The organism is Burkholderia sp. Z1 (genome assembly GCF_014893795.1).
Lineage (GTDB): Bacteria > Pseudomonadota > Gammaproteobacteria > Burkholderiales > Burkholderiaceae > Burkholderia > Burkholderia theae.
Window position 1 is genome coordinate 1060794 of the sequence record NZ_JACFYL010000003.1, and the last position, 21012, is coordinate 1081805.

Below are 21012 nucleotides of genomic sequence, written 5' to 3' on the forward strand. Positions count from 1 at the left end.
GAACCTGCAATGGTCCACGGCTGGCCACTGTCGGCCGCACCGCTGTTCGACACAGGATTCTGGCCCTGGGTCCACCAGTTAGCCTGATAGTTTGTTGTGCCGACTGATGCGACATTCCCTCGCGTATAGACTTGACCGGCCTTCCACGCTGCCTGACAGGTATTCGACGACGAAGCCGAAGACGGCGCGGCCATGACGGCACTCGTGCCGAGAGATGCCCCTGCCAGCACGGCGGCCCACGCGACGCCCAAAGCCGATCGCAACACCACTCCATATCGCTGTCTATACATTTCCTTGCCCTCTTTACGGTGACGGGTTTATATCGGACACGTGCACATCGGTACGTCAGGTAAACGCTGATCAATCAGCTTGTCGATGTCATCGACGCTACAACCGGGGACAGCCCAGGTTTTTCCATCCATGCAATTTTCGAAGAGCGCATATGAGAAGGATTACTTAACTAACGACATGATCAGATCCGCCTTGGGACTGCCCCACCCGGTGACCAGATCGTAGCCCTTCACCGCCGGGTAACTCCCTGACGTGCCACTCGCAATATCGTGGAAGTTCGCGGTATATGCGGGTGTCAACGCGCCATTGATCTCGTTCTGCGCGTAGATCACCGGGTTGAAATAGCCAACGGGCGCTTGCCCCAGAGCGGCGGCATGCTGATTGGCCAGCGCGGCGAAGCCGGCCCACATCGGCGCGGCAAAGCTGGTCCCGCCATACTCGTTCGCGGTGCAGCCGCTCTGATTGGCGCACACATAAAAGGTGAAATCGGCGTTGGCGGACACGTCCGGCCCATTGCGGTAGGTCCGGGAGCCACGGTTGACGGAATTGATCACGCCACTGATCTTCTGCCAGGACGGAATCGCGACCTGATCGGGCGAGATGCCGCCGCCGCTATCACTCCAGGCCGTTTCCGACTTCCACGCGCCGCCTGCGGAGCCGGTCGTCAGATCGGTCCCGCCAACGGAAATGACATACGCACTGTCGGCAGGCCATGCCTCGTTGGACGTCGACCAGGTCGAGTTGTCACCGGACGCCGCAAAAAACGATTGCCCCTGGGCGGCCATCTTCTTGAAGTACGGGTCCAGGGTGGACGGATCGGCAGGCGTCCAACCCCACGAGCAGCCGATCGTCATCGGCAGCGGCTGGTGGGTCGTCATTGCGCTGAGGATGGCCGTATCCGTGGAGCCGACATACATCGTCAGGCTCGCAAGTCCAGGCGCCATGCCGAGCGCCTGGGTCAGGTCGAGCGTCTGTTCGCTGTCGTCGCACGTGCTCGGATCGCAGGACGTACTGGTTCCGTCGGTCGAAAGCAGCGTGACCGGGACCCGGTTGGTCTGGCCGCTGTTGGTGAAATAGGTGCCGAGGTCGGCCAGCTCGGTTCCGGCGTATTCAAGCAGGCCCAGGTGTTGCCCCGCGCCCGTCAGGCTGGTGCCGCCATAGTAGGCCGCGCGCATGTCGCTCCCCAGGAACGACGCTGACGGACCCGATCCCGTCGTGGCGCGGGCGACGACCGCATCGGGGCGAACGCCCTGTGCTTTCGCGTCGTTGCCCTTCTTGACGAACAGCGGATGCGGAATCGAATAGTTGTCGAGCCCGGAGACGTGCCAAAGCGGAACGGCCATCGAGGTTGTCGGCTCACGGTCGGGACCGACGAACAACCGGTGCTCGGTCGGATGCCGATAGTAGTGCAGCCGAAGGTTGAAGGCGGCTTCGACGGCTGACGCAGGCCCCGCCACCTGCACGTCCATGCCGTCCAGGCTCCCTCCGGTCACGGTCAGGCCGTGTGCGACGAGATATTGCACGGTCATATCGTAGTCCGTTCGTGTCGGACCGAATCGTGCGCTGAATTCGGCAGGCGTCAAGTAGTGGCGGAAGTCGGGACTGAGCGGATTGGTCACGTCCGCGACGAACGCGTCGAGCCCTTTCTGATCGCGTAGCGGCAACACCACGTCGAGCACCATCCGCCGGTCCGCGAGAACGTCGATCACCGGTGCGGCCACGCCGACATCGGCGCCTGCGCGAACGTGGCGGGTCAGCACCTGCGCTGCATGGCCCGTCGCCGCCGTGCCGAACGTGAGCAACAAGGCCAGAGCAAGTGAACACGTACGTGGAATGCGCCCAGTTGTGCTTTCGAAACATTGACTTTGATCGTGTTTGATTCGATTCATGACCGGTTACTCCTTTAATGGACAAGGCTCTGCCAGCGTTGCACCACGAGAAATCGGAAATCGATTTTTTCTGTATATTTTTAAATTGCCACCCGACTACGTCCATAAATCATCAACAATCCCGTCAAATCAATATGCGGAAATCAAGAATCCATGCGCATCGAGCGCATTCAGGATTAGCCATCGTCGGCATGATATGAATCAGCGCGCACCTGTTTGAATCGACCTGGTATATCGCGCTTGTAGATATGGGGCGTGTCGCCCGTACTGATGCGAGACGGCAGTTGCCTTGCGATACGACTAAAGTCGCCGAGGCAAGCGCGATCCGTAGCCGGTCATCGGGCAATGCCCCTGAAAATTACATATCGAAATATTTCAATCGGATAGTAAATCAATGCACGCACCACGACGAAATCATGCAACATTCGCGACACGGATTTACTCACCCAACCCGGAACACTCAAGAAAACCAGACAAACACCAAATCACGGATATTCGACAAAAAACTGAAACAATACGAGAAATCTCCGCCGATCCGATTACTTGTTTCCAGATGGATTACTTGCGCCCCGTGAAAAGCATATAAGGCAAAATTGGAACGTCAAGTTCTATTTTGACTGGCCGCACTCGACTGCATCGTGACCGATCGAGCCACGCCGGGTCGGTTCAATTGACGAGGTAGACGAGACTTTTTTATAACAAGCTTCAGATATCGGAAAATCGTACGCGAACCGCCTCGGGAATCGTGTCCGGCGCGCCCCGGACCTGCATGTTGACCTGCCAAACGCGCTTGTTCGAGCAGCAAGCCGTAGCGATGCAATACACCCGCTTTGCGTTGACACGCGACCGGCCCCGCGCGTCCCGATTTCGCCTCAGCGGAGCCCATGCACGCCAAGGTGGCCGCGCCTCGCCGACCTCGTCGTCAACGCCGGTTCGTCGAGCATGAAGTTCGCGGTGTTTGCCTTTCCGCTGCACGAGGGTGAGGCAGGTGCGCCGACCGCCCTGCTCGGCGGCCTCGACATGCTAGTGTTCACGGCCGGGATCGGCGAGCACGCCGCGCCATTGCGCGAGCGGATCTGCGCGCCGCTCGGCTGGCTCCGCATCGATCACGACCTGTTCACCTGCCCCAAATCCGCCGCCGATATCTGGCGCGCAATCGGATGCCGGTATGCACGGCGTCGCGCAAAGCGGCCGGTACGACGCACCGCTTCACGGAAACCGCGTGCCGTGTAGGAATCCGCCGACGATATCTGCACGATTCCTACCGCAGCTTCAGGGCACGCTGATTGAATCGCACTGGCGTGGCAACGATACTGACCTCACGGATACCGGCTGCGCGGTACACCGGTTGCAGGCCACCAGGAGAGACGTCATGTCACACGCCATCTATCGTTCCGAATCGGGCAACCAGACCGTCAACCCGGCCGACAAGTCCGACACGGCCGCACTCGACACGCTGGCGCTCGTCGCGCTCGCCCGCGACGCCGGCATGCTGGTCATACTCGACGGACAGATCGGACGCGAACGGTACGAAAGCGTGACGGGATCGATCTCCACCCTGGCCCGTTTCGCACAGGCGCTGCAGCTTTCGGCACTCAAGGCGGCGTGAGGCCGGCAAACGGCCCACTCACACCGCGAGTTCGAAAAAGGATCGCGCAACGACCTGACCGTTGACGATCAGCTCGACCTCATGCCGGCCCGCATAATGCCGGCGCGTCGTGAAATCGCGCATCGCCCGGCTGTGCCGCAGCGTGATGCGCTCGCCGGGTTCGAGCGTCAGTACCTTCAGCTTGAAGACCTTCGGCGACGTATCGCCGTTTTGCTTCACATAGCCGATCCGATAATCGACGACAAGTCGCTGCGCCGTCTCGGCCGTGGAGTGCAGCTCGCAGGCGAGCGTGACCGATTCGCCGAGCACCACCTGCGCGGGCGTCACGCCAAACGGGCCGATTCCCAGGCGAGGCGCGCGTTCGGCACCCAGGATCGCGAGCGCCCGCGCATCGCCCTGCTTCACGAGGGTGCGAAGTGCGTGACGGACAATCCATCGCGTATGCGGATGGTCGTCGCCCCATCGTTCGGCTCGATCGAGCACCCAGGCCGGATGCGTCTTCGCCACGTCGTTCAGGTGATTCGCGACCGAACGGCGCACATAAGCGCTGGAGTCCGCGCGAAGCGTGTCGAGAATCCGCGCGGCCAGCGCCGGGTCGGCTTCGATCTCGCGGAGCCGGAACGACCATGGCAGGCGCGGGCGACTGCCTTCGCTTGCCAGCCGGCGGACTGCGTCGTCCGCATCGTGCGCCCAGGTTTCCATGATGGCGAGTGCGCGCGCGCTGTCGATGCGCAGGAATTCGCGCACCGCGAATTCCGACGTGCCGAACGGCGTGAAATATTTCAGCGCATCCATCGAACGGTCGAATGCATGCCGACCGTACTGCCCGACATAGTCGGGCGCGATGAGCGAGACAAACCCGCGGCCGAAGCGTGGCGCCGCCTCCTGCAACAACGCCAGCACGGCCTCGTATCCGCCGGATAGCGACCGCGCGCCCGTGTCGATCGCAACGCTGGCGCGCCTGACGCGCTCCATCAGCGTCAACTCGTCGAAGCCGTCGAGCGCCGTCGCAAGAAACGCCGCCCGGTTGAAGGCAGGCTCGATCGAATGCAGCACGTCGGACAGCGTGTGGAACTGCTGTTCGCCCAGCGATTCCTTCAGCGGGACGGGAACTTGGATGGTTGTCATTGCCAGGAGATGCGGCGGGTACCGCGGATCGATGGATGCGAAAGCGCACAGTATCGCCGAAGCCCCTGCCAATTCCTGTCAGCAGACTTTGCCCGGCCAGCGCACGCCCGTGCGGGGTTCAGTCGACGCGGGCGAAAGCGCGAGCCGCGAGCGGGCGTGGCGCGCTCATGCGCCAGTTCACCTTTGCTCGCGGGACGGCTCGCGCGCCGCGCCGCTGGAGAGCCGGTTTCGCAATTGACCGCCAACGAAGGCCGCCACAATCAGCGACAGATAACCGGCAACGAGGAGATGCCGCCAGCTGTCGAGCGCGGCGCGGTGCGCAACCAGCGCCGCGTCGGGTGCCGGTACCGCGAGACTTCCCGGCACGACCGCGCGCGTCATCTGCACGAAGCCCGCCGCCGACAGCACGGGCAGCAGCACGAGCACGGCCAGCAGCACGAACCTTGCGCGATGCCAAAACGCATGCCGGCGCAAATGAAACCACAGCCCGAGACTGCCGTGCAGCCACCCCGGAGCGAGCAGCGCGATCTGCAGGCCCTGCGTGCCGCTCGTGAGGAGCGACACGATGACCCGTTCGTAGTTCGGTTCGAAGCCGTAGAACGACGTCGCAACCCGTGTGCCGACGACGTGGCGGATCAACAGCAGGGGCAGGCTGAGGCCGGCCCACAGACGGAGCCATTCGGCGGGCGGCAGCGCCCAGTGCCGACGGCCGTAGATGGTGCGGATCGCCAGCGCGAAATGCAGGCCGGCCGCGCCATACAGCAGGATCGTTCCGGGCACGCTTTGCCAGAGCCCGATCGCCAGGTGCAGTGCGCGCTCTGCGATATCGATCGACCAGATGCCGAGCGCGTGATTGACCATGTGAATGGAAATATAGAGCCACAACAGGATGCCGGACGCGAGTTGCAGCCTTCGTGCGGTGTTGCGCATCCGGTCATGCGGCGACGCCGGTTTCCCGGCATCGTCGAGATCGCGCCGCGATCGGCCCGGAAGGGTCCGGGTCTGTCTCCCCTTGTCGTCCATTGGCGCCTCCCCTCGATGCGTCCGGTGCTTGATCGGCATACCGCCGAGCAGGCCCGTTTATTCCAGCGATGGGCGACATCTGCGCAAAAAGTGCGTGGCGTGGCGTCGGGAATAAGCGCCGTGCTCGCCGGGTATACCGGGTGTGGGCACGACAAATGACGACCGCGATGCGTCGACGCCCTTCACACCGAAACGAACGGGGTCAAGGAGACCATCATGTCCAACGTTCTGTCCCACTGGATTCTGGTCGGCTGCGACGCATACGACGAGTATGTGTTCGTGCCGTGGCTCGATAAATCCGTGTATCTGAGAACGGTCACGTTGCGTCGCGTCTGCTTGCTGTGATGGGAGCCGCTGCGGCGCATGCGATCCGATTAGCTGGCCTGGCTTCGGTCAATCATCCAAAAGGGCTGATCGAAGACCCAGATTCGGACCGATTCGATGTCATTTGCTCGCCGACTTTCGCTTCCATGCCGCTTTCGCCGTGAGCATTCGCATGCGCGTGAGGTTGTAAGCCGCCTTTCGCATCGCTCTCGTACATGCCGCGCGAACACGCCGTCCATGCGCTTGAACGTTTCGTTCAACCCGATGCGAATCGGTCGCAGGGATGCTTGGCTGGCACGAAGTCATTAAGCTTCGCTATCCTGAACATCGTCTCGGTGTAATCATCCGCTCAGCGTATCGCTTCGCTCTCAGTGTTGTTCGATACCTTGTTTCAACGTTTACCCCTGCTGCCCGGACGACGTCCGCGGGAGGTATTTCTACGGCCTGTTAATGTTGTGGTCCATCGATGCGGCAGCGATGATTTGCCGCCGCCAATGTCATGACAAACCAGCTTAGCCGAGTACGAACTTCAGCGTGCCCAGGCTGCCGACTTCGACCACGCCGTCGCTATTGACGAAGGAACGCGTACCTTCGGCAACGATCGTGTTGTTGGTCAAATAGGCGCCGTTCCAGCTATCGACAATGTTGTAGGGACGCTGGTCGGGGCGCTGGCTGCCGCCGAAGCTAATGTTGAATGGCGCGACGCCGTCCTTGCCTTGGGCCTTGCTGTACACCCAGCCATAGTGTCCGACGTTGCCTTCGGAAGCGAACGCGCCGATCGGGCTGTAGTTGGTGGTATAGGTGCCGGCAATGACGCCATTGGATGCATCGGCGGACGTGATTTTGAATGTGAAATTCTTGTCCGACGAGATATAGGTGCCGGTGAGAGGTACATTGGCCATGGGAATCTCCATTTCTTATGAATTTGGAGGATGCAGTCAAGCGCGTCAGTCGCGCACCTGCCAGAGCAATATAGGCGTCGGATATCGTGGATACACCCTGTAAAGCCTGACAGGGCTGAAAATCAAAAACGCATGTTTTTCCGCGTAGATATCCATACGGTTGAACGCCTGTGGCATTCGCAGCCCCTCACGGCGCCACAGGCGCTGCGTCGACCCGTGCAATAAGTCAGCGCAATTTCACATTCTCAATCACGCCTCCCACGTCATTTCTGCTTGTTGGCCCCGTCCAGGGCCGGTGTTCCGGTGATTCCCGCACATCGGGTGACCAGCGAGATTTTCGCTTTGGACAGCCTGAGTCCGGCGACGCGCCGTGTGGATTGGCAAGGGTGGCTACATTGTCCTTGCTCGCAAAGATCGCAACTTGCGCTTCCAGGGCATCCCACCACCGTGTCATCGTCCGTCACTATTGAGCCAATTATTCAACAATTCTGAGATTGTGGACGTTCGGCCATTCCCTTGATGTTCACAAAAGCCCCATTGATACCGGTCTCTGTAAGTTATCCGTAACGTGTTTATCTTTTGTGCGCGGATATGACCTCGTTTTTTTGCCGAAACAGATGAGACAAAGCCATTTTTAATTGCTCATAAAAAAGTCGTTGCCGACGAATTTCACCGTGCTATTCTCACCGCCAAGGAGTGCTGCGGCTTCAAGCTCCGAAAACCAGAAAACACGTTATATGACGGGACCGGCTGCCAAAGCCTGTCCGCCGAAAAAGCAAACGACCAACCTCCCCGTTCCGCGATCGCGCCGGTGAGGGCCTGACGGGAGACGGGACATGTCGAATGTTGCTGGCAAAGCCTATGGCATGAACGTCGTGACGCCGATGCCGCCGCATCGGACGTGGATCAACCGATTCATCTTCATGATCGCGCGGGCGCTGCCCGCCACGCTGACCGGACTGATCGGTCTGTCGATCATCCATTTTGCGCGCTGGGCCATCATCCGCCGACAAGACTGGCCCGATCTCGGCCAGCCCAAGTCCGATCTGAAAAACGATTACATGCTGTTCATCAGCAACTTCAACGGCACCTGGGATCAGTACATCGACGCCTTTTCGGACGGCATTCCGGGTGGCCTTGATCTGTTCTGGTATGCCAGCACCAAATATCCGCATTCCATTCCGATCACGCCGTTCAAGAATTACATTCGCGCGAATCAGATCGATACCGACTACTACTACAACGCAACGCCCGGCGCCGCTCAACGCGACATCAAGGCCGCATTGCGTGTGCGGTCGAACTTGGTCACGCTCGCGCATCAATATGCGACGTTGTCCCCCGATGCTTTTGCGCAAGCCTATCGCGCGATGCTCGTGGCCGTGCAGAACGATCTCGGCACGCACGGCTTCGCGCCCGTCGCGTCGAACGACACGGCCAACGCCGATACCAACCGCCAGCCCTTCGTCGATCGGGCCTGGCCCAAGAGCAAGGCAGGAGGCACCCAATCATGAACCTCGACGGTGGTCATTATTTCCTTACCGTGCTGTCGCCGGTTCGGGTCGAGCCGTGGAAGGACAACGACGGCAACGTGACGTCGCCCACGTCGTCGCTGCGCCAGGTGCTCGCCACGCTGCCGACTGCGATGCAAAGCAAGGCATGCGAGGCCGGCGGCCGTAACAGCCCGTTCTCGCGCTCCCACAGCACGCACTTCGCCCGCTTCGCGGTGATTGACCAGCCGGCCTTCAACGGTCGCGTGCCGGTCGACTCGCTCGTCGACGCGATCCGGAAGACCAATCTTCTCGAGGATCAGCACGTCGACAACCTATCGACGTCGTGGCTGCTCCTGAGCGTGGATTTCGACCCCGCGCCCAGTCACGCCAGCGACAACGACGGCGGCCTGCACGATTATCTCGTCAGCTTGTGGAACGTGATGCGCGACGAGCTGAGCGCGGTCTATCGACATTGCTACGGCTTCGAGACCGTCGGCACCGGCGACGAATTCGCGCATTACATCAAGCGCTGCCAGGTCGAAACGACGATGCCGTTCAACGATTACTGGATCACGACGCCGCCATTCCTGTCGCGGTCGATTTCGATTCCGATGATTGGCGCGGCGATCGCGATTTTCACGCTGGTGGTGACGCTCATCGTAGCGATGGTGGCGGGCAAATTGGCATGGCTCGCGCTGCCCGTAGCGCTCGCGTTGGGCATCTACGGCGCTTATCGGTACGTGATGAAGTGCGGTGAGGTACCGTTCGACACCGCGCCGTTCTCCGATCTGCGCTCGGTGCTGAAGTCGTTGTATCTCCAACAGAATTTCGCGCGCTTCGCGATCGATCACCAGAGCGACGATCCGGCGAGGCTTCACGCGGCGTTCGGCGATTTCCTCAAGACGCACCGCCCCACTGACATCGAGAGCCCGACCCAGCCGCCGGGCGTCATCGACACCGACGTTCCGGCCGCCGACAGAGTCAGCCCGAGCGTCAGGGCAACCGTTCCCGCCGCCGCCATGGCCAACTCGAACGAGGCACCAGGGGTGACCCAGTCATGACAGAGCAACAGTACGACGTCGATCTCGATCTCGCCGATATCCAGGGCAACATCCTCACCGCATATGGCCGTCAGGGCTTTCCGAAAGGACGCTTCATGCTGCTCAACGTGCGTAACGCCGCGAGAGGACGCGCGTTCGTCGAGCATATGCGCCGGAAGGCGACCACCGCGATGCGATGGCCTTCCCTTCGTCATCCCACGTTGAGGCCCACGGGTGATGTCTCGGTGGAGCGGCCGGACGTGACGATCAACCTCGCATTCACGTTCTGGGGGCTGGTCGCGCTCGGCGTGCCGACGCGCACGCTGCGCGGAATGCCCGACGATTTCATCGACGGCATGGCGGCACGCGCATCGATCCTCAGCGACGACGCGACCGACTGGGACCCGGTCTGGAACCAGTCGGCAACGAAGGACCCAAGGAACCAGCCGCACATTCTCGTGATGCTCAATGCGCGGATGCAGGATGACGGCACCGCTGTTCCCGGTTTGCAGACGGTCACCGACGAGATCATCGACTGGTGCAAACATGCCGACAGCGGCGTTGCCCTGTGCGTGGGTCATCGTGGCTCGGACGAACGCTGGCAGGATCTGTCCGCGATCACCCGGGAATTCGACGGCAAGATCGTGGCGACGCCCGACGAGCATTTCGGCTTTACCGACGCGATCAGCGATCCGGTCTTCGACGGGCAGGTGCCCGGCAACAGGAAGGTCGCGATGGAAGCAGCCGTCGGCCAGGGCAAGGTGGACGGCCAAGGCAACTGGTCGCCGCTCGCGCGCGGCGAGTTCCTGCTGGGTTGGCCGGATGAAGCGCAGGAAATCCCCGGCGCCGCGATGCCGCTCGATTTCAGCCGCAACGGAACGTTCTTCGCGTATCGCAAGCTGCATCAGGACGTGAGCGGTTTTCACGGCTGGATCGACAAGACGGCGGACCAGTTGAATGGGCTTTGGCGCCTCGGGTCGCAAGACGAAGCGAAGCAGACACTGATGGCAAAAATGGCCGGCCGCTGGCAGGACGGGGTGCCGCTGATGGCGGCGTCGACCTTTGCCGAATGGCAGGCCTTCAACGCCCAATACCCGCTTTTCGACAAGGACAAACCCGGCGAGCTCAATCCGGAACGGGCGCGCCGCCTGGTCGATTTCGTCTATCGCGGCGATCTCGATGGCCTGCGCTGCCCGATGGGCGCGCATACGCGCCGCATGAACACGCGCGACCTGCTCGATCCGCACGTCGGCGACAACAATCCGGCCAACCGTGCCGGGTCCGCGCTCAACAACCGCCGGCGCATCCTGCGCCGCGGTCTTCCATACGGCAGCCAGGACGACGCCCACGGCGAGCACGGGATCGTCATGCTGGCGGTCTGCGCGAACCTGTCGCGCCAGTTCGAGTTCGTTCAGCAGCAATGGCTGAACTACGGCCTCGATTTCAATCTCGGCAACGACACCTGCCCGCTCGTCGGCAGTCATGCGCCGAATGCGCGTTACGTGATCGCGGCCGATCCGAAATCGGGCAATCCGCCGTTCATCGCGAGCGGCATCCCGAACTTTGTCGAGGCGCGCGGCGGCGACTACTTCTTCATGCCCAGCATGACGGCATTGCGCCTGATCGGCATGGGCCTGACCGATCCTACCTGACGCGGAGCGCGCCGATGTCCCTTGCCTTTGCATCGAACCTGTTCCATGCAATCGCGCTCGAAGCCCACTCGCTGGGCAAGGGTGTGCTCGCCGGCGACGAGATCGCGGCGAAGCTTGCGAGCGGCAGCGGCGATCTCGCGGCGCGGCTGAAAGCCGTGCTGACCGATCCTGCCGGCCAGCGCTCGGTGTTCGCGTCACTGCGCGCGTTCGCGCCCAATATCGCCACGGACAAGACGTTCGTCACCGCCTATCCGTGCGACGGGTCGGTCATCGTCACCCTGGCGGCTGACGTGCGCGAGGTGCTCGATCGGCAAGACGACTTCGAGGTCGTCTACGAGCCGAGGATGCGCAAGATCACGGGCGGCCCGAATTTCTTCCTCGGGATGCAGGATGGCGCCGAGTATCAGCTCAACGCGTCGATCATGCGACTCGCCGCGCAGCGCGGCGACGTGGTCGACATCGTCGTCCCGAAGGCGCGCGATGCGGCCCGGCGGATCGTGGCCGCGCATCCGCACGAGATCGATCTGCCGCAGGTGCTGACCACGGTCGTGCCCGCACTGATGGTGCGGGAGTATTTCGGCGTCGATACCGCGTCCGTTCCCGATCTCGTCGAATGGACGACCGCGATGTTCTGGTATCTGTTCGCCGATCTGCAAGGCGATCCGGTGGTGGAAAGCAAGGCGCTCGATTACGCCGGCCGATGCCTGAGCGCGATCGATGCGGCGATCGCCAGGCTCGACGCGAACCCCGGCGGCCCCGTCACCGTGCTGAAGCGCGCGGCGGCACTGCGCGATGCCGGCGCGGGCGGATTCGGCGGCGCCGGTATTCGCAACAACATGATCGGCCTCGTGATTGGCGCGATTCCGACCATTTCGAAGGCGTGCGTGCAGGCGCTCGACGTGCTGCTCGATCATCCGGACATGCTCGCGCAGGCCCAGGCCGCGGCGGCGCGCGGCGACGAGCAGGCGGTCGGCTCGATCCTTTTCGAGGCGCTGCGGTTCAATCCGGTCAATCCGGTGATCTATCGTCGCGCAACGCGTGACTGCGAGATCGCGTCGGGCACGACGCGTGCGTGCCAGGTGAAGAAAGGCGCGATGGTGTTCGCGTCGAACCTGTCCGCGATGTTCGATGCGGCCGTGGTCGACGATCCGGACGCGTTCCGCACCGACCGGCCCTGGGACATCTATATCCTGTGGGGCTATGGCCTGCATCGCTGCTTTGGCGATGCGATCAATCGCGCCATCATTCCGGCGCTGATGACGCCGCTGCTGGCAGGCGCGCCGCTGGCGCGCGCCGACGGCGCTGCGGGGCGGCCGGATACCGAAACGCCGTTCCCGCAACATTTCACGGTCGTACGATGAACCAATAATTGAGCTGCTGCGGGGAAAGTCAGGATGGCGGCTGCAGCGGTTGAACGCCGAAGCATGGTGTCGGACCGACAACGATTCGGATAACGAAACGGGTGCGCTGATACCGTTCCGGCCGCGCTGAGCGCGTTCTTCAATTCATGACGCCCCGGGCATCGCCGGGCGCGTCATGTCGCGGCAGTATCAGAACGGGCTGCGTGTCGTATCGCCATTGGTGAACACCGCGTCGACGACCTGATAGAACGCCATCGCCGTATCCGCAACCTCCCAGACCGCAAGGATGACGTGGTAGCCGCTACGCATCGGCAGTTGGCATGGATGAATGGTCGGCTGCTGTGGCACCAGGTTCGCGTTCGGGTCCCAGTATGGCTGGCCGGGATTCTGGATCGTGCAGAACGGCGTGGGCTCGAACTGCGCGCGCGTCAGCTTTTCCGACGGGTTCCAGTCGGCGCGTGTAATGAAGTAGTTCCAGCGACGCGTCTTGTGCACGGCGCTGAATTCCCATTTGAAATTCTGCACCGCGCCCGACCGTAGCGGGATCTTCTGCCAGCGGCCCGGCGACTGCTCGTTCAGCACGGGCAGCGGGCCGTTCGTGCTGGCGCCGGCGATTTCGCCATCCTTCGGGGGTGCGGCGTTCTTCGCGTCGTTCGGCGCGAACGGATCCGACAGGCCGCTTTGCGTCGCGGGGAAAAACTTGCCGTTCTCCATCGCGTTCGCATGCCAGTCGTCGACAGGGCAGTTCGGATTCTGGCCTTGCGTGCACAGCACGATGCGCGAAGGCGGTTCGGTCAAACGGCCGTGCGCGTGAGCACCGGCCGCCGCGACCAGCAGTGCCACGCCGGCCAGCGAGCATGGCATGACGGAAGCAACGTATCTGCGGATGATCTTGTTCATGAGCCCTCATGGCATTGATGTCGAAACGGATATGCGCACATCGAGCCTGTCGCAAGATCCCGGGCAGGGATTCCTGTCGACGCGTCGTCGCGCACGCTGATCGGCAAAAGCGGTAGTCGAATGAAACCGCGGCAAGCGATGATTAATCGCCATGCTTCCTGACAAATCACTTTCACCGAATCAAACCTTATCCGCAAAGATCGGAAAAATAAACTTCCCTCATTAATATTTTTTTGATTCTCGACATCGAAATATCCATTTTCCGGATGCCTCGTTCGTCAGCCCTGATTTAACGCGGATTTTGGTGTTTGACGATCGTGAATGATCGATCTCGACATTTCGTGCTCGAAGGAAACCGGCATGATCGCCTTCGTTGTTCAATAATTTTATTATTTGAATTGGATCGAGATCATCAATAATCGCAGACCCTATTAATATTTATTGTCGCGCCAAAGCATCACAGCGGACACGATGAGAAAAGCGCGCCGAGTATTCATGAGTGCCTCCCCCTGGTTATTCTTAAGATAGCTTTTGCAGTGGATTTTATCTTTGTGAGATCCGCAGGAATCCTATGAGGCTGGATAGGTATTCCCGCCGCTGAAGACAGCGGGCTCGACCATTTGCTTGCTCCACAGCCATTCGAGCAGCTGTTGCGCCCTGGCCGCTTCCATCGATCTGCCGAGAAACGCAATCAGCTCGAGCGGATGCGTTGCCCGCGTCAGCATGTCGAGGAGCGGAAACAGCGCCACGCCATTCCAGAACGCGACGGGTCGATCAAGACTCGGATGCCGCAAGGCGGGATGCGCGGTGACGCGGTCGCCGGTCGCGCAAGGCACCACGACAATGCCGGTATTGCGGGCGAAGCGGATCGGACTGTGCAAGGGCAACGGAGGCGCGGGCTCGCTGGGCTGGGGCTGGTTCGACGGCACGTGCGCCAATTCGGCTTGCAGCGCGTGCGTCATGAGGTCAACGCGCGCCGTGGTTTCGTCGCCGAGCGTGGCCATCGCAACCGTATCGGACGTCAATGCGGGCGTCGAGCGCAGGCGCCAGAAAGGCGACTCGGCGCACCATGCCTGACGGTAGTACCCGGCCGTCCATGCGAGGTGACGCGCCGCGCCTTCGATCAGGCGCGATTCGTAAAAGCGCTGCGCCAGTTCGCGCTCCGACGCATCGCTTGCCCGGCACCACGTGTTGATCGCGATAGCGGCCTGGAGCGAGAAGCGCATCGCCTTCTCGACGCCCGAGGACGAGATCGGGTCGAGCGCGAAGGCCGCGTCGCCGAGCTTGATGCGTCCGTCCTGCCAGGAGAGCGCGTCGACGTAGGGCGTCGATACGCACATGCGCGGCGAATCGCACCAAGGCAAACCTGCAATGTCCTTGAACAAGGCGCTTCGCGTGCAGGCGTTGCGCAAGACAGACGCCGGCTCGCGTTCGAGCGCGTCGTCCCGCGCGGAGGGATCGAACGTGAACATCACGCGGTAACGGCCGCCCGGCAGCGCAGCGCCCCACATCCATCCGTCATCGAGCGCGTCCACGCGCGTGGCGGCATCGGCATGCGCAGCCGGTGTTTCCATCGCGGCTTCGGCCCATACCGTGGACAGCCGAGGCACGCGCAAGCGCTGCGGCTCGCGTCGGCTCTGCCGGCCCTGGGCATCGAGCAGCACGTGCGCCTCGACGTTGCGCAGCCCGTCGGGCGTAGCGATTTGCACGCGCCAGGCACCGGGCGCTCCGTCGACTTGCGCGACGCTCGCCGGCCGCAGCACTTCCACGCCGCGCGCCACGGCCAGGCGCAGCAGCGCCGCATCGAATGCGGCGCGCTCCACGACGGCGCCGTCGTGCGCCACCGTCTCGATCGATTCGCTCGTCCAGCGTACGCGCGTGGGCTTGCCTGCGAGGATCGGAACGGATTCGAGCACCTCGTCCGCGTCGAGGTAGTCGATGATGTTTCTGACACCCGGCGTCAGCGCTTCCCCGATCTGCGGACGAGGCCATTGCGGGCTTCGCTCGACGAGCAGCACGCGATGCCCGAGATGGTTCAAGCGAAGCGCCACGCACAGGCCAGCGGGACCTGCGCCGGTCACGAGCATGTCGAACGTGCGATTCACGCCGTTCCCGCACCACCAGACGACGCGCCAGGCGAACCGGCAAACCAGGCCGGCGCATAGCGCGCGAGCCTGCCGTGCGCGCCGATTGCATAGTGCAGCCAGCCGCGGATGTAATCGCAGGCGCTGCGTCCGCGCTCGAGGACCTCGTGATGGCATCCGCCGCCGCAAAGATAGCGCGCCCAGCATGCATTGCAGGGCTGTTGCTGGTGCACGTGACGCTCGGCGAGCCAGATCGTCTGGCGCGCCTGATCGACGCCCGTGGAGAGATGCCCCATGGCGCCGGCCTCGTCGCCGACGAAGCGGTGACACGCCGCCAGCTCGCCATCGGCGGAGACGCCGAAATACCCCGCCCCCGCGCCGCACGGATACGGCCGATGCGTGCCGCGCTGGATTTCGCGCAGCGCGTTCTGCATGTTCGAGAACGGGTAGCGCTCGCCGCGCATGACCTTTTGCTCGAACGCGAGCCCGCAGGCGATCATCCCTTGCAGCATGTCTGCCATATCGTCCGGGCCCATTTCCGCGCGGCCGTTCGAAGCGCGCAGCAGCGGCGAGAAGCCGACGCTGTGGAACCCCATGTCGACGAAAGTATCGAGCGTGCTCGGCAAGTCGAGATTGAACGGCGTGACGGTCACGCGCGCCGAGACCTGCATGCGCCGCTGCCGCGCAAGCAACGGCGTCACGCGCTCGACGATGTGATCGAACGAGCCCATGCCGCCCTTGAACGGACGCAAGCGGTCATGCACGGGCGCGGGGCCGTCGAGGCTGACGGTGACGGCGAAGCCGTGCTCTTCGAAGAACGCCCCGTCGTCTTCCTGCAGCAGACTGCCGTTCGTCGTCACTGAAAATTGGCATCGGATTCCGCGGGCATCGGCGCGCTCCCGCGCGTGGACCGTCGCCGCACGCAGCACCGCGCGATTGGCGAGCGGCTCACCGCCCATGAATGCAAGATTGATCTTGCCGCCCTCGCTCGCCTGCTCGATCAGCAGGTCGACTGCCGCAAGCGCGGTTTCGAGCGGCATGTTCTTCGCCTTGCCGCCAAATTCCCCTTGCTGGGCGTAGCAATAGGTGCAGCCGAGATTGCATTTCTGCGCGACGGCAAGCGACAACGCGTGCACCGGCATCTCGGTCAAAGGCGCGTCGTCGATCGCCGCGCGCATGTCGAGCCCGCGGCTCGCGACCAGCGAGGTGACGGCCTGCGCATCCCCGTCCTCGAGCGCCGCCTGAAACGCGTCATGCAGATCGTGCGGCACATGAAACAGGCGGCTTCCGTTCACGAGCAACAGTTGCGCGCCCTCCGCATCCTCGACCACGTGGATCCCGGGATGCCGCGGGCGCGACGCCTCGACGATGCGCGCCGCCATCGCCGACGCCAGCGGCGCGAGCGTCTCGACGGCGCGATCAGGTTTCATCGGCATCCTTGCCGCGGATCACGAACTGCAGATCCTCCTGCCAGGACCGGAACAGATCGTCGTAGGACCACAACCGCGTGTCGACGCGATTGTCCGGCACGTACGTGCCCGTGCGGCGCTTGGCAAGCCACATGTCGCCGCGCGCCAGCCCGTCGTCGCCCGGCTCGACATTGACGAAGTCGGGTCGCGACGCGGCCCAGTAGTAGCACGCGCATTCGCGATAGTCGTTCTGCCAGGGCGCGCAGAGGCCTTGCGTCAGCTCGCCCGGTTTCAACATCTCGGGGTTGAAGCTGGCGGTGTCGCCCTCGAAAAAGTGCCTCAACGTGAGCGTCGCCTTCAGGGTCTCGGTTTTGCCTTGGACGTAGTACACCTCTTCCAGCGCGTTCTCGTGAGCCGTGAATTCGCATTCGACCGGCTTGCCCTGCAAATGCACGATGCGGGCGATGGAGTTCGACCACTCCATGAACGACACCGCATTGGGATTGGGCACGCTCGCCAGCGTGACAGGATCCCCGTCCGGCAGCACCGGCCCTCTCGTGAGGACCATCGTGCCGACCTTGTGGCCGTCGAAGCTCAGCAGGCGGCGCGTCTTGAGATGCTCGTAGCCCGGCTCCGCATCGACGACGTAGTTGTTGTTCTCGACCAGGGTGATGCCGACGAATGCGCGCCGCCAGAAATTGCGGAAATCGAACTCCAGGCCCGGGAAGCAATTCGAAATCGCCGTGCGCGGCAGCGCCGAGGCCGGGTTGCCCACGCCGCGATGGTGAATCTGCGCGGTCAGGTTGGACGCGCGGATCTCCCCGTTGCCGGGCTGCTCGAGGTCTTTCGGAACGTTCGGATCGTTAGCCGACATGCTTGTCTCCCTTCGGATCAGGTTGTCCGAACATCGCGTCTCGCGCCGCCTTGATCACCAGGTTGATGTGCCGGCGCGTGAGCGTCAGGCTGCGGCCATCCGCCCCGCGCATCAGGGCCGGCATCTTGCGCAAGCCCTCGGCGGTCAGGTCGCCGATCTCCTCGGGCTGGCGCAGCAGCTTGGCGAACCACGGCGCGCCACCCGCCGCCAGCGTGCTGAACACGCGCTCGTGCAGCGCACGCAGCGCGAGATTGTCGACGATCGATTCGGCGGCGATCGGCTCGTAATAGCGCTCGAAGTCGGCCGTGTTCTGCCGCACCATCGTGCTCGCGACGTTGAGCCTTCCGTTGACCGGGTTGCCGTTCATGACGGCGGTGTTCATGAGGCGGATCGTTTCGAGCGCACGCAGGACGATCTCCGTGGCTTCGTCGATCGATACGCTCTCTTCCGGGATGTGGATGCCGTGGAGAATCTGCTCCATCTCGTCGGACACCACGCGCACCGGCAGGGTATCGGGCGCATAGGCCGGCGGCCCGGCGCCGATATAGCCGTGCGCGCGCAGCGTGGAGCCGTCCTTCCTCGTCAGCACGACTTGCACGTGGCCATCGCATTCGTCGTCGAGATAACCCCAGCTGACTTGATTGCCATCCTTGTCGGCGTATCCGGCAAAAATCTGTGCGGGGTTGGTCGGCGCCGGATGCGCCTTCGTGGGGCCGCCCGCCTCCCTGAAGCCGAGCCACTTGCCGGGCGCCTCGGCGTAGAGCAGGAGATCGTCGCGATCGATGACGGGATCGAGCTTCAGCTTGTCTTCGCTTTCCTTGTCCGAGGTGCGGCGCACCAGCCGCGTGCCGTACACGATACCGGCGGCAGGGGTGTAGCGCAGGCGGATCTCGGGGAACTGCGCCGTCGGCTTGACGAACTGGACGTGGCCGAGCGGAAGATGCCGTCCCTGGCGAAAGTGTTCGCAATGGCCTTGCATCGCGTGCCGCTTGTGATCCTTGAGGCCGGTCAGGTTCGCGTGGATCTTGTCGTTCGCGTCGTTGGTGCGGCGGTAGATCTTGATGTTGCCCAGATGGATATCCCAATGCAGCGCGTCGAGATCGAGTTGTTCCATCGCGAGCAATTGCAGCGTGAGCGGCTGCAGCGTATCGGGCGCCTCGCTCGTGCGCGCAAACACTTCGAGAAAAGGCGCGACAGGCCGCACCTTCCTGTTCTCGTCCTTGAAGCGAATCGTGTCGGGCACATAGGCCTTCACGATCTCGCCGCTTTCGGGATCCACCTCCAGCGTGGTGCACGGCACGATGCGTCGAAAGTCGAGCGGGTTGTCGGGATCGACGACGAGGTCGAACGCTTCCAGCGGCGTCGCCGCGGCGCCCAGCCTGCCGACCGCGATGGGCGGCAAAATCCGGAGTTCCAGTATCGGCATGTGCGGCTCCTAGAGTAGCGCCAGGTCGACGTCGCCGGACAGGATGCGCCTGGCGACAGCGGCCAGGTTCTTGTCGGCTTCGCGCAGACTGAGCAAATACGGATGGCGCGCGGCATCGGTCTTGGCCAGCAAGGCCACCACGAGGTTCTCCGAGGCCTCGAGCAGATCGAGGTGCCCGCGCCAGCGGTTTGCCTCGCCGAACGGGCTGTTGAGCGTATAGGGCATCTGGAACGGCGGCCCCGCGAGCGACGCGTCCGGCTCAATCGACACGCGCGACTGCATCAGGATCTCCGAGAGCGCGCGCAGGTTGTACATCTCGCCGAACGCCGCATTGACGATCGTGCCGCGCGGCGTGAACTGCCCGGCCGCATTGAGCCCGCCGTAGAGCGTAAAGCTGTGGATCAGGTACTGCAGCAGCATGCGGTAGCGCAGGTTGAACAGCGACGCCCACAGCTGGGTCACCGGCTCGGTGATGGGCGTCACGGGTGCGCCGCCCTGCTCCGGCACGAGCGCGGGGTCGAGCGCCACGTAGGGATTGACCGCGACGGGCCGCGAAGGCCGCCAGGTGTCGTCTACCTTCGCCGCGTGCAGCTCGGCCGCCGCTGCCGGATAGGCTTCCGTCCAGGCCTCTTCGAGAAAGTCGTCGGGGCGTGCGGCAAGCCAGATGTCGACGCCGCACAGCTCGCCTTCGAGGACCGCGCGCATCTCGACATAGATCCGCAAAAAGCGCACGAAATGCGAGGGATCCTTGCCGTGGGGCGCCTCCCCTTGCTTGGAGATCTTATCCAGCGCGTTCACCGCGTCGTCGCGCGAGGTGGCGGGCATCACGAGCACGTCCGGCGTTCCGCCTAGAGAGCCACCGCCGCCGCTGCCCCTGTGGCCGCCCTTGTACCCGCGTCCCCATTCGGCGAAATCCGCCTGGCAGCGGTAGGTGTCGGCCTGGAAGGCATCATCGGGCAGGTGGTCCCTGACGAGCGGAATCAGCGCATGAAACAGCTCGGCGACCTTATGAGGCCTGGATACCTGCTTTCCGATGCGTCGGCGGATATCCTTGCCCAGTTCGCCGCCGTCCCAATGGAGCGGCGCCTCCGTATAGACGTATTTCGCGAGCGAATCCAGCGTCAGCGGTTCGAGCATGAAAGGGAACGGATAGAACGGCGTATCCCACGGGTAATCGTCACGCTCGAAATGCAACGGCGAGCCGATCAGACGCAGCACGTTCTGCACCGTGATCAGGTGGCCCATCTCCTCCTTGGCGATGCCGAGGATGGTTTCCTGCCAATTGCGGACCGTGTCGCGAAACGCCGCCGGCACCTGCGGCCCGCCCAGCGAATAGCCGGCGTACAGATACTGCACCATCAGGCAATGCTCGATTTCCGCGTCGATGGACAGCAGATAGGTGACGTAGTCGCGCGTCGAGAGCTCATGCTCGAGCAGATGCTTGATGGAATAGTCTTCGGCGACCGGCTCGCCAAGCGCAAGCCGCTCCAGGGATGAACCGCCGGGCGCGAGATGCCGCCACAATCTGAGAGATTGCATTGCCGCTCCTTATTACCGACGTCTGAAAAAGAGGGTTGTGCGGAACTACAGGCGTAGAGATCCGCGGCACG

Annotated in this window: 16 protein-coding genes and 2 pseudogenes; 7 read left to right on the forward strand and 11 right to left on the reverse strand. The window is 62.9% G+C overall.

Annotated elements, in window-relative coordinates; genetic code table 11:
• Nucleotides 1–452: 452 nt before the first annotated feature.
• Entirely contained in the window at nt 453–2180 is a 1728-nt protein-coding gene (locus H3H55_RS36770) for a protease pro-enzyme activation domain-containing protein (RefSeq protein ID WP_193103012.1), read from the reverse strand.
• A 981-nt stretch (nt 2181–3161) separates the two neighbouring features.
• Between H3H55_RS36770 and H3H55_RS37825 the strand changes: the two are divergent.
• Both H3H55_RS37825 and H3H55_RS36780 read left to right on the forward strand, forming a co-directional pair.
• A pseudogene (locus H3H55_RS37825) lies at nt 3162–3413 on the forward strand (hypothetical protein); the annotation flags it as partial.
• Nucleotides 3414–3552: 139 nt separating this feature from the next.
• The gene (locus H3H55_RS36780) at nt 3553–3789 is read left to right on the forward strand and encodes a hypothetical protein (RefSeq protein WP_193103013.1); all 237 of its coding nucleotides are present in this window, start codon (nt 3553–3555) and stop codon (nt 3787–3789) included.
• Nucleotides 3790–3807: 18 nt separating this feature from the next.
• Here the strand turns inward: H3H55_RS36780 and H3H55_RS36785 are convergent, their stop codons facing one another.
• Both H3H55_RS36785 and H3H55_RS36790 read right to left on the reverse strand, forming a co-directional pair.
• Nucleotides 3808–4917: a DNA alkylation repair protein gene (locus H3H55_RS36785; RefSeq protein ID WP_193103014.1), complete on the reverse strand. Its 1110-nt coding sequence runs from the start codon at nt 4915–4917 to the stop codon at nt 3808–3810.
• A 177-nt stretch (nt 4918–5094) separates the two neighbouring features.
• Nucleotides 5095–5847, reverse strand: a complete 753-nt coding sequence (locus tag H3H55_RS36790; RefSeq protein ID WP_193103015.1) for a hypothetical protein — start codon at nt 5845–5847, stop codon at nt 5095–5097.
• Nucleotides 5848–6156: 309 nt separating this feature from the next.
• Between H3H55_RS36790 and H3H55_RS37630 the strand changes: the two genes are divergently transcribed.
• Nucleotides 6157–6285 carry a hypothetical protein gene (locus H3H55_RS37630; protein ID WP_264299697.1) on the forward strand — a complete coding sequence of 43 codons (129 nt, stop codon included), beginning with the start codon at nt 6157–6159 and terminating at the stop codon, nt 6283–6285.
• A gap of 169 nt (nt 6286–6454) precedes the next feature.
• Here the strand turns inward: H3H55_RS37630 and H3H55_RS37830 are convergent.
• Both H3H55_RS37830 and H3H55_RS36795 read right to left on the reverse strand, forming a co-directional pair.
• A pseudogene (locus H3H55_RS37830) lies at nt 6455–6592 on the reverse strand (IS5/IS1182 family transposase); the annotation flags it as partial.
• Nucleotides 6593–6776: 184 nt separating this feature from the next.
• Nucleotides 6777–7166 carry a hypothetical protein gene (locus tag H3H55_RS36795; RefSeq protein ID WP_129517698.1) on the reverse strand — a complete coding sequence of 130 codons (390 nt, stop codon included), beginning with the start codon at nt 7164–7166 and terminating at the stop codon, nt 6777–6779.
• Nucleotides 7167–8002: 836 nt separating this feature from the next.
• Here H3H55_RS36795 and H3H55_RS36800 point away from each other — a divergent pair.
• From H3H55_RS36800 to H3H55_RS36815, 4 genes are read left to right on the forward strand one after another with little or no spacing between them, the layout of a single operon-like run.
• Entirely contained in the window at nt 8003–8677 is a 675-nt protein-coding gene (locus H3H55_RS36800) for a hypothetical protein (protein WP_129517697.1), read from the forward strand.
• On the forward strand, nt 8674–9717 hold the full coding sequence (locus H3H55_RS36805; protein WP_193103016.1) for a hypothetical protein: 1044 nt from the start codon (nt 8674–8676) through the stop codon (nt 9715–9717). The genes H3H55_RS36800 and H3H55_RS36805 overlap by 4 nt, the downstream gene beginning before the upstream one ends.
• Nucleotides 9714–11348 carry a Dyp-type peroxidase gene (locus H3H55_RS36810; RefSeq protein ID WP_193103017.1) on the forward strand — a complete coding sequence of 545 codons (1635 nt, stop codon included), beginning with the start codon at nt 9714–9716 and terminating at the stop codon, nt 11346–11348. Before H3H55_RS36805 ends, H3H55_RS36810 begins: the two co-directional genes overlap by 4 nt.
• Nucleotides 11349–11362: 14 nt before the next feature.
• On the forward strand, nt 11363–12709 hold the full coding sequence (locus tag H3H55_RS36815; protein WP_193103018.1) for a cytochrome P450: 1347 nt from the start codon (nt 11363–11365) through the stop codon (nt 12707–12709).
• A 189-nt stretch (nt 12710–12898) separates the two neighbouring features.
• On the opposite strand, the gene H3H55_RS36820 is transcribed toward H3H55_RS36815, so the two are convergent.
• From H3H55_RS36820 to H3H55_RS36845, 6 genes are all read right to left on the reverse strand, one after another.
• Nucleotides 12899–13573 carry a lytic polysaccharide monooxygenase auxiliary activity family 9 protein gene (locus tag H3H55_RS36820; protein WP_193103143.1) on the reverse strand — a complete coding sequence of 225 codons (675 nt, stop codon included), beginning with the start codon at nt 13571–13573 and terminating at the stop codon, nt 12899–12901.
• Between the two features lie 605 nt (nt 13574–14178).
• Nucleotides 14179–15714, reverse strand: coding sequence for an NAD(P)/FAD-dependent oxidoreductase (locus tag H3H55_RS36825; protein WP_193103019.1), 1536 nt, complete (start codon nt 15712–15714; stop codon nt 14179–14181).
• A complete protein-coding gene (locus H3H55_RS36830; RefSeq protein WP_193103020.1) occupies nt 15711–17123 on the reverse strand; it encodes a radical SAM/SPASM domain-containing protein in 1413 nt (470 codons plus the stop codon). Before H3H55_RS36830 ends, H3H55_RS36825 begins: the two co-directional genes overlap by 4 nt.
• Nucleotides 17113–17976 (reverse strand): hypothetical protein, encoded by an 864-nt coding sequence (locus H3H55_RS36835; RefSeq protein ID WP_129517691.1) that lies wholly within the window; start codon nt 17974–17976, stop codon nt 17113–17115. Before H3H55_RS36835 ends, H3H55_RS36830 begins: the two co-directional genes overlap by 11 nt.
• Nucleotides 17966–19402 (reverse strand): hypothetical protein, encoded by a 1437-nt coding sequence (locus H3H55_RS36840; protein WP_193103021.1) that lies wholly within the window; start codon nt 19400–19402, stop codon nt 17966–17968. The genes H3H55_RS36835 and H3H55_RS36840 overlap by 11 nt, the downstream gene beginning before the upstream one ends.
• 9 nt (nt 19403–19411) lie before the next feature.
• Nucleotides 19412–20941, reverse strand: coding sequence for a ferritin-like domain-containing protein (locus H3H55_RS36845; RefSeq protein ID WP_193103022.1), 1530 nt, complete (start codon nt 20939–20941; stop codon nt 19412–19414).
• Nucleotides 20942–21012 lie beyond the last annotated feature (71 nt).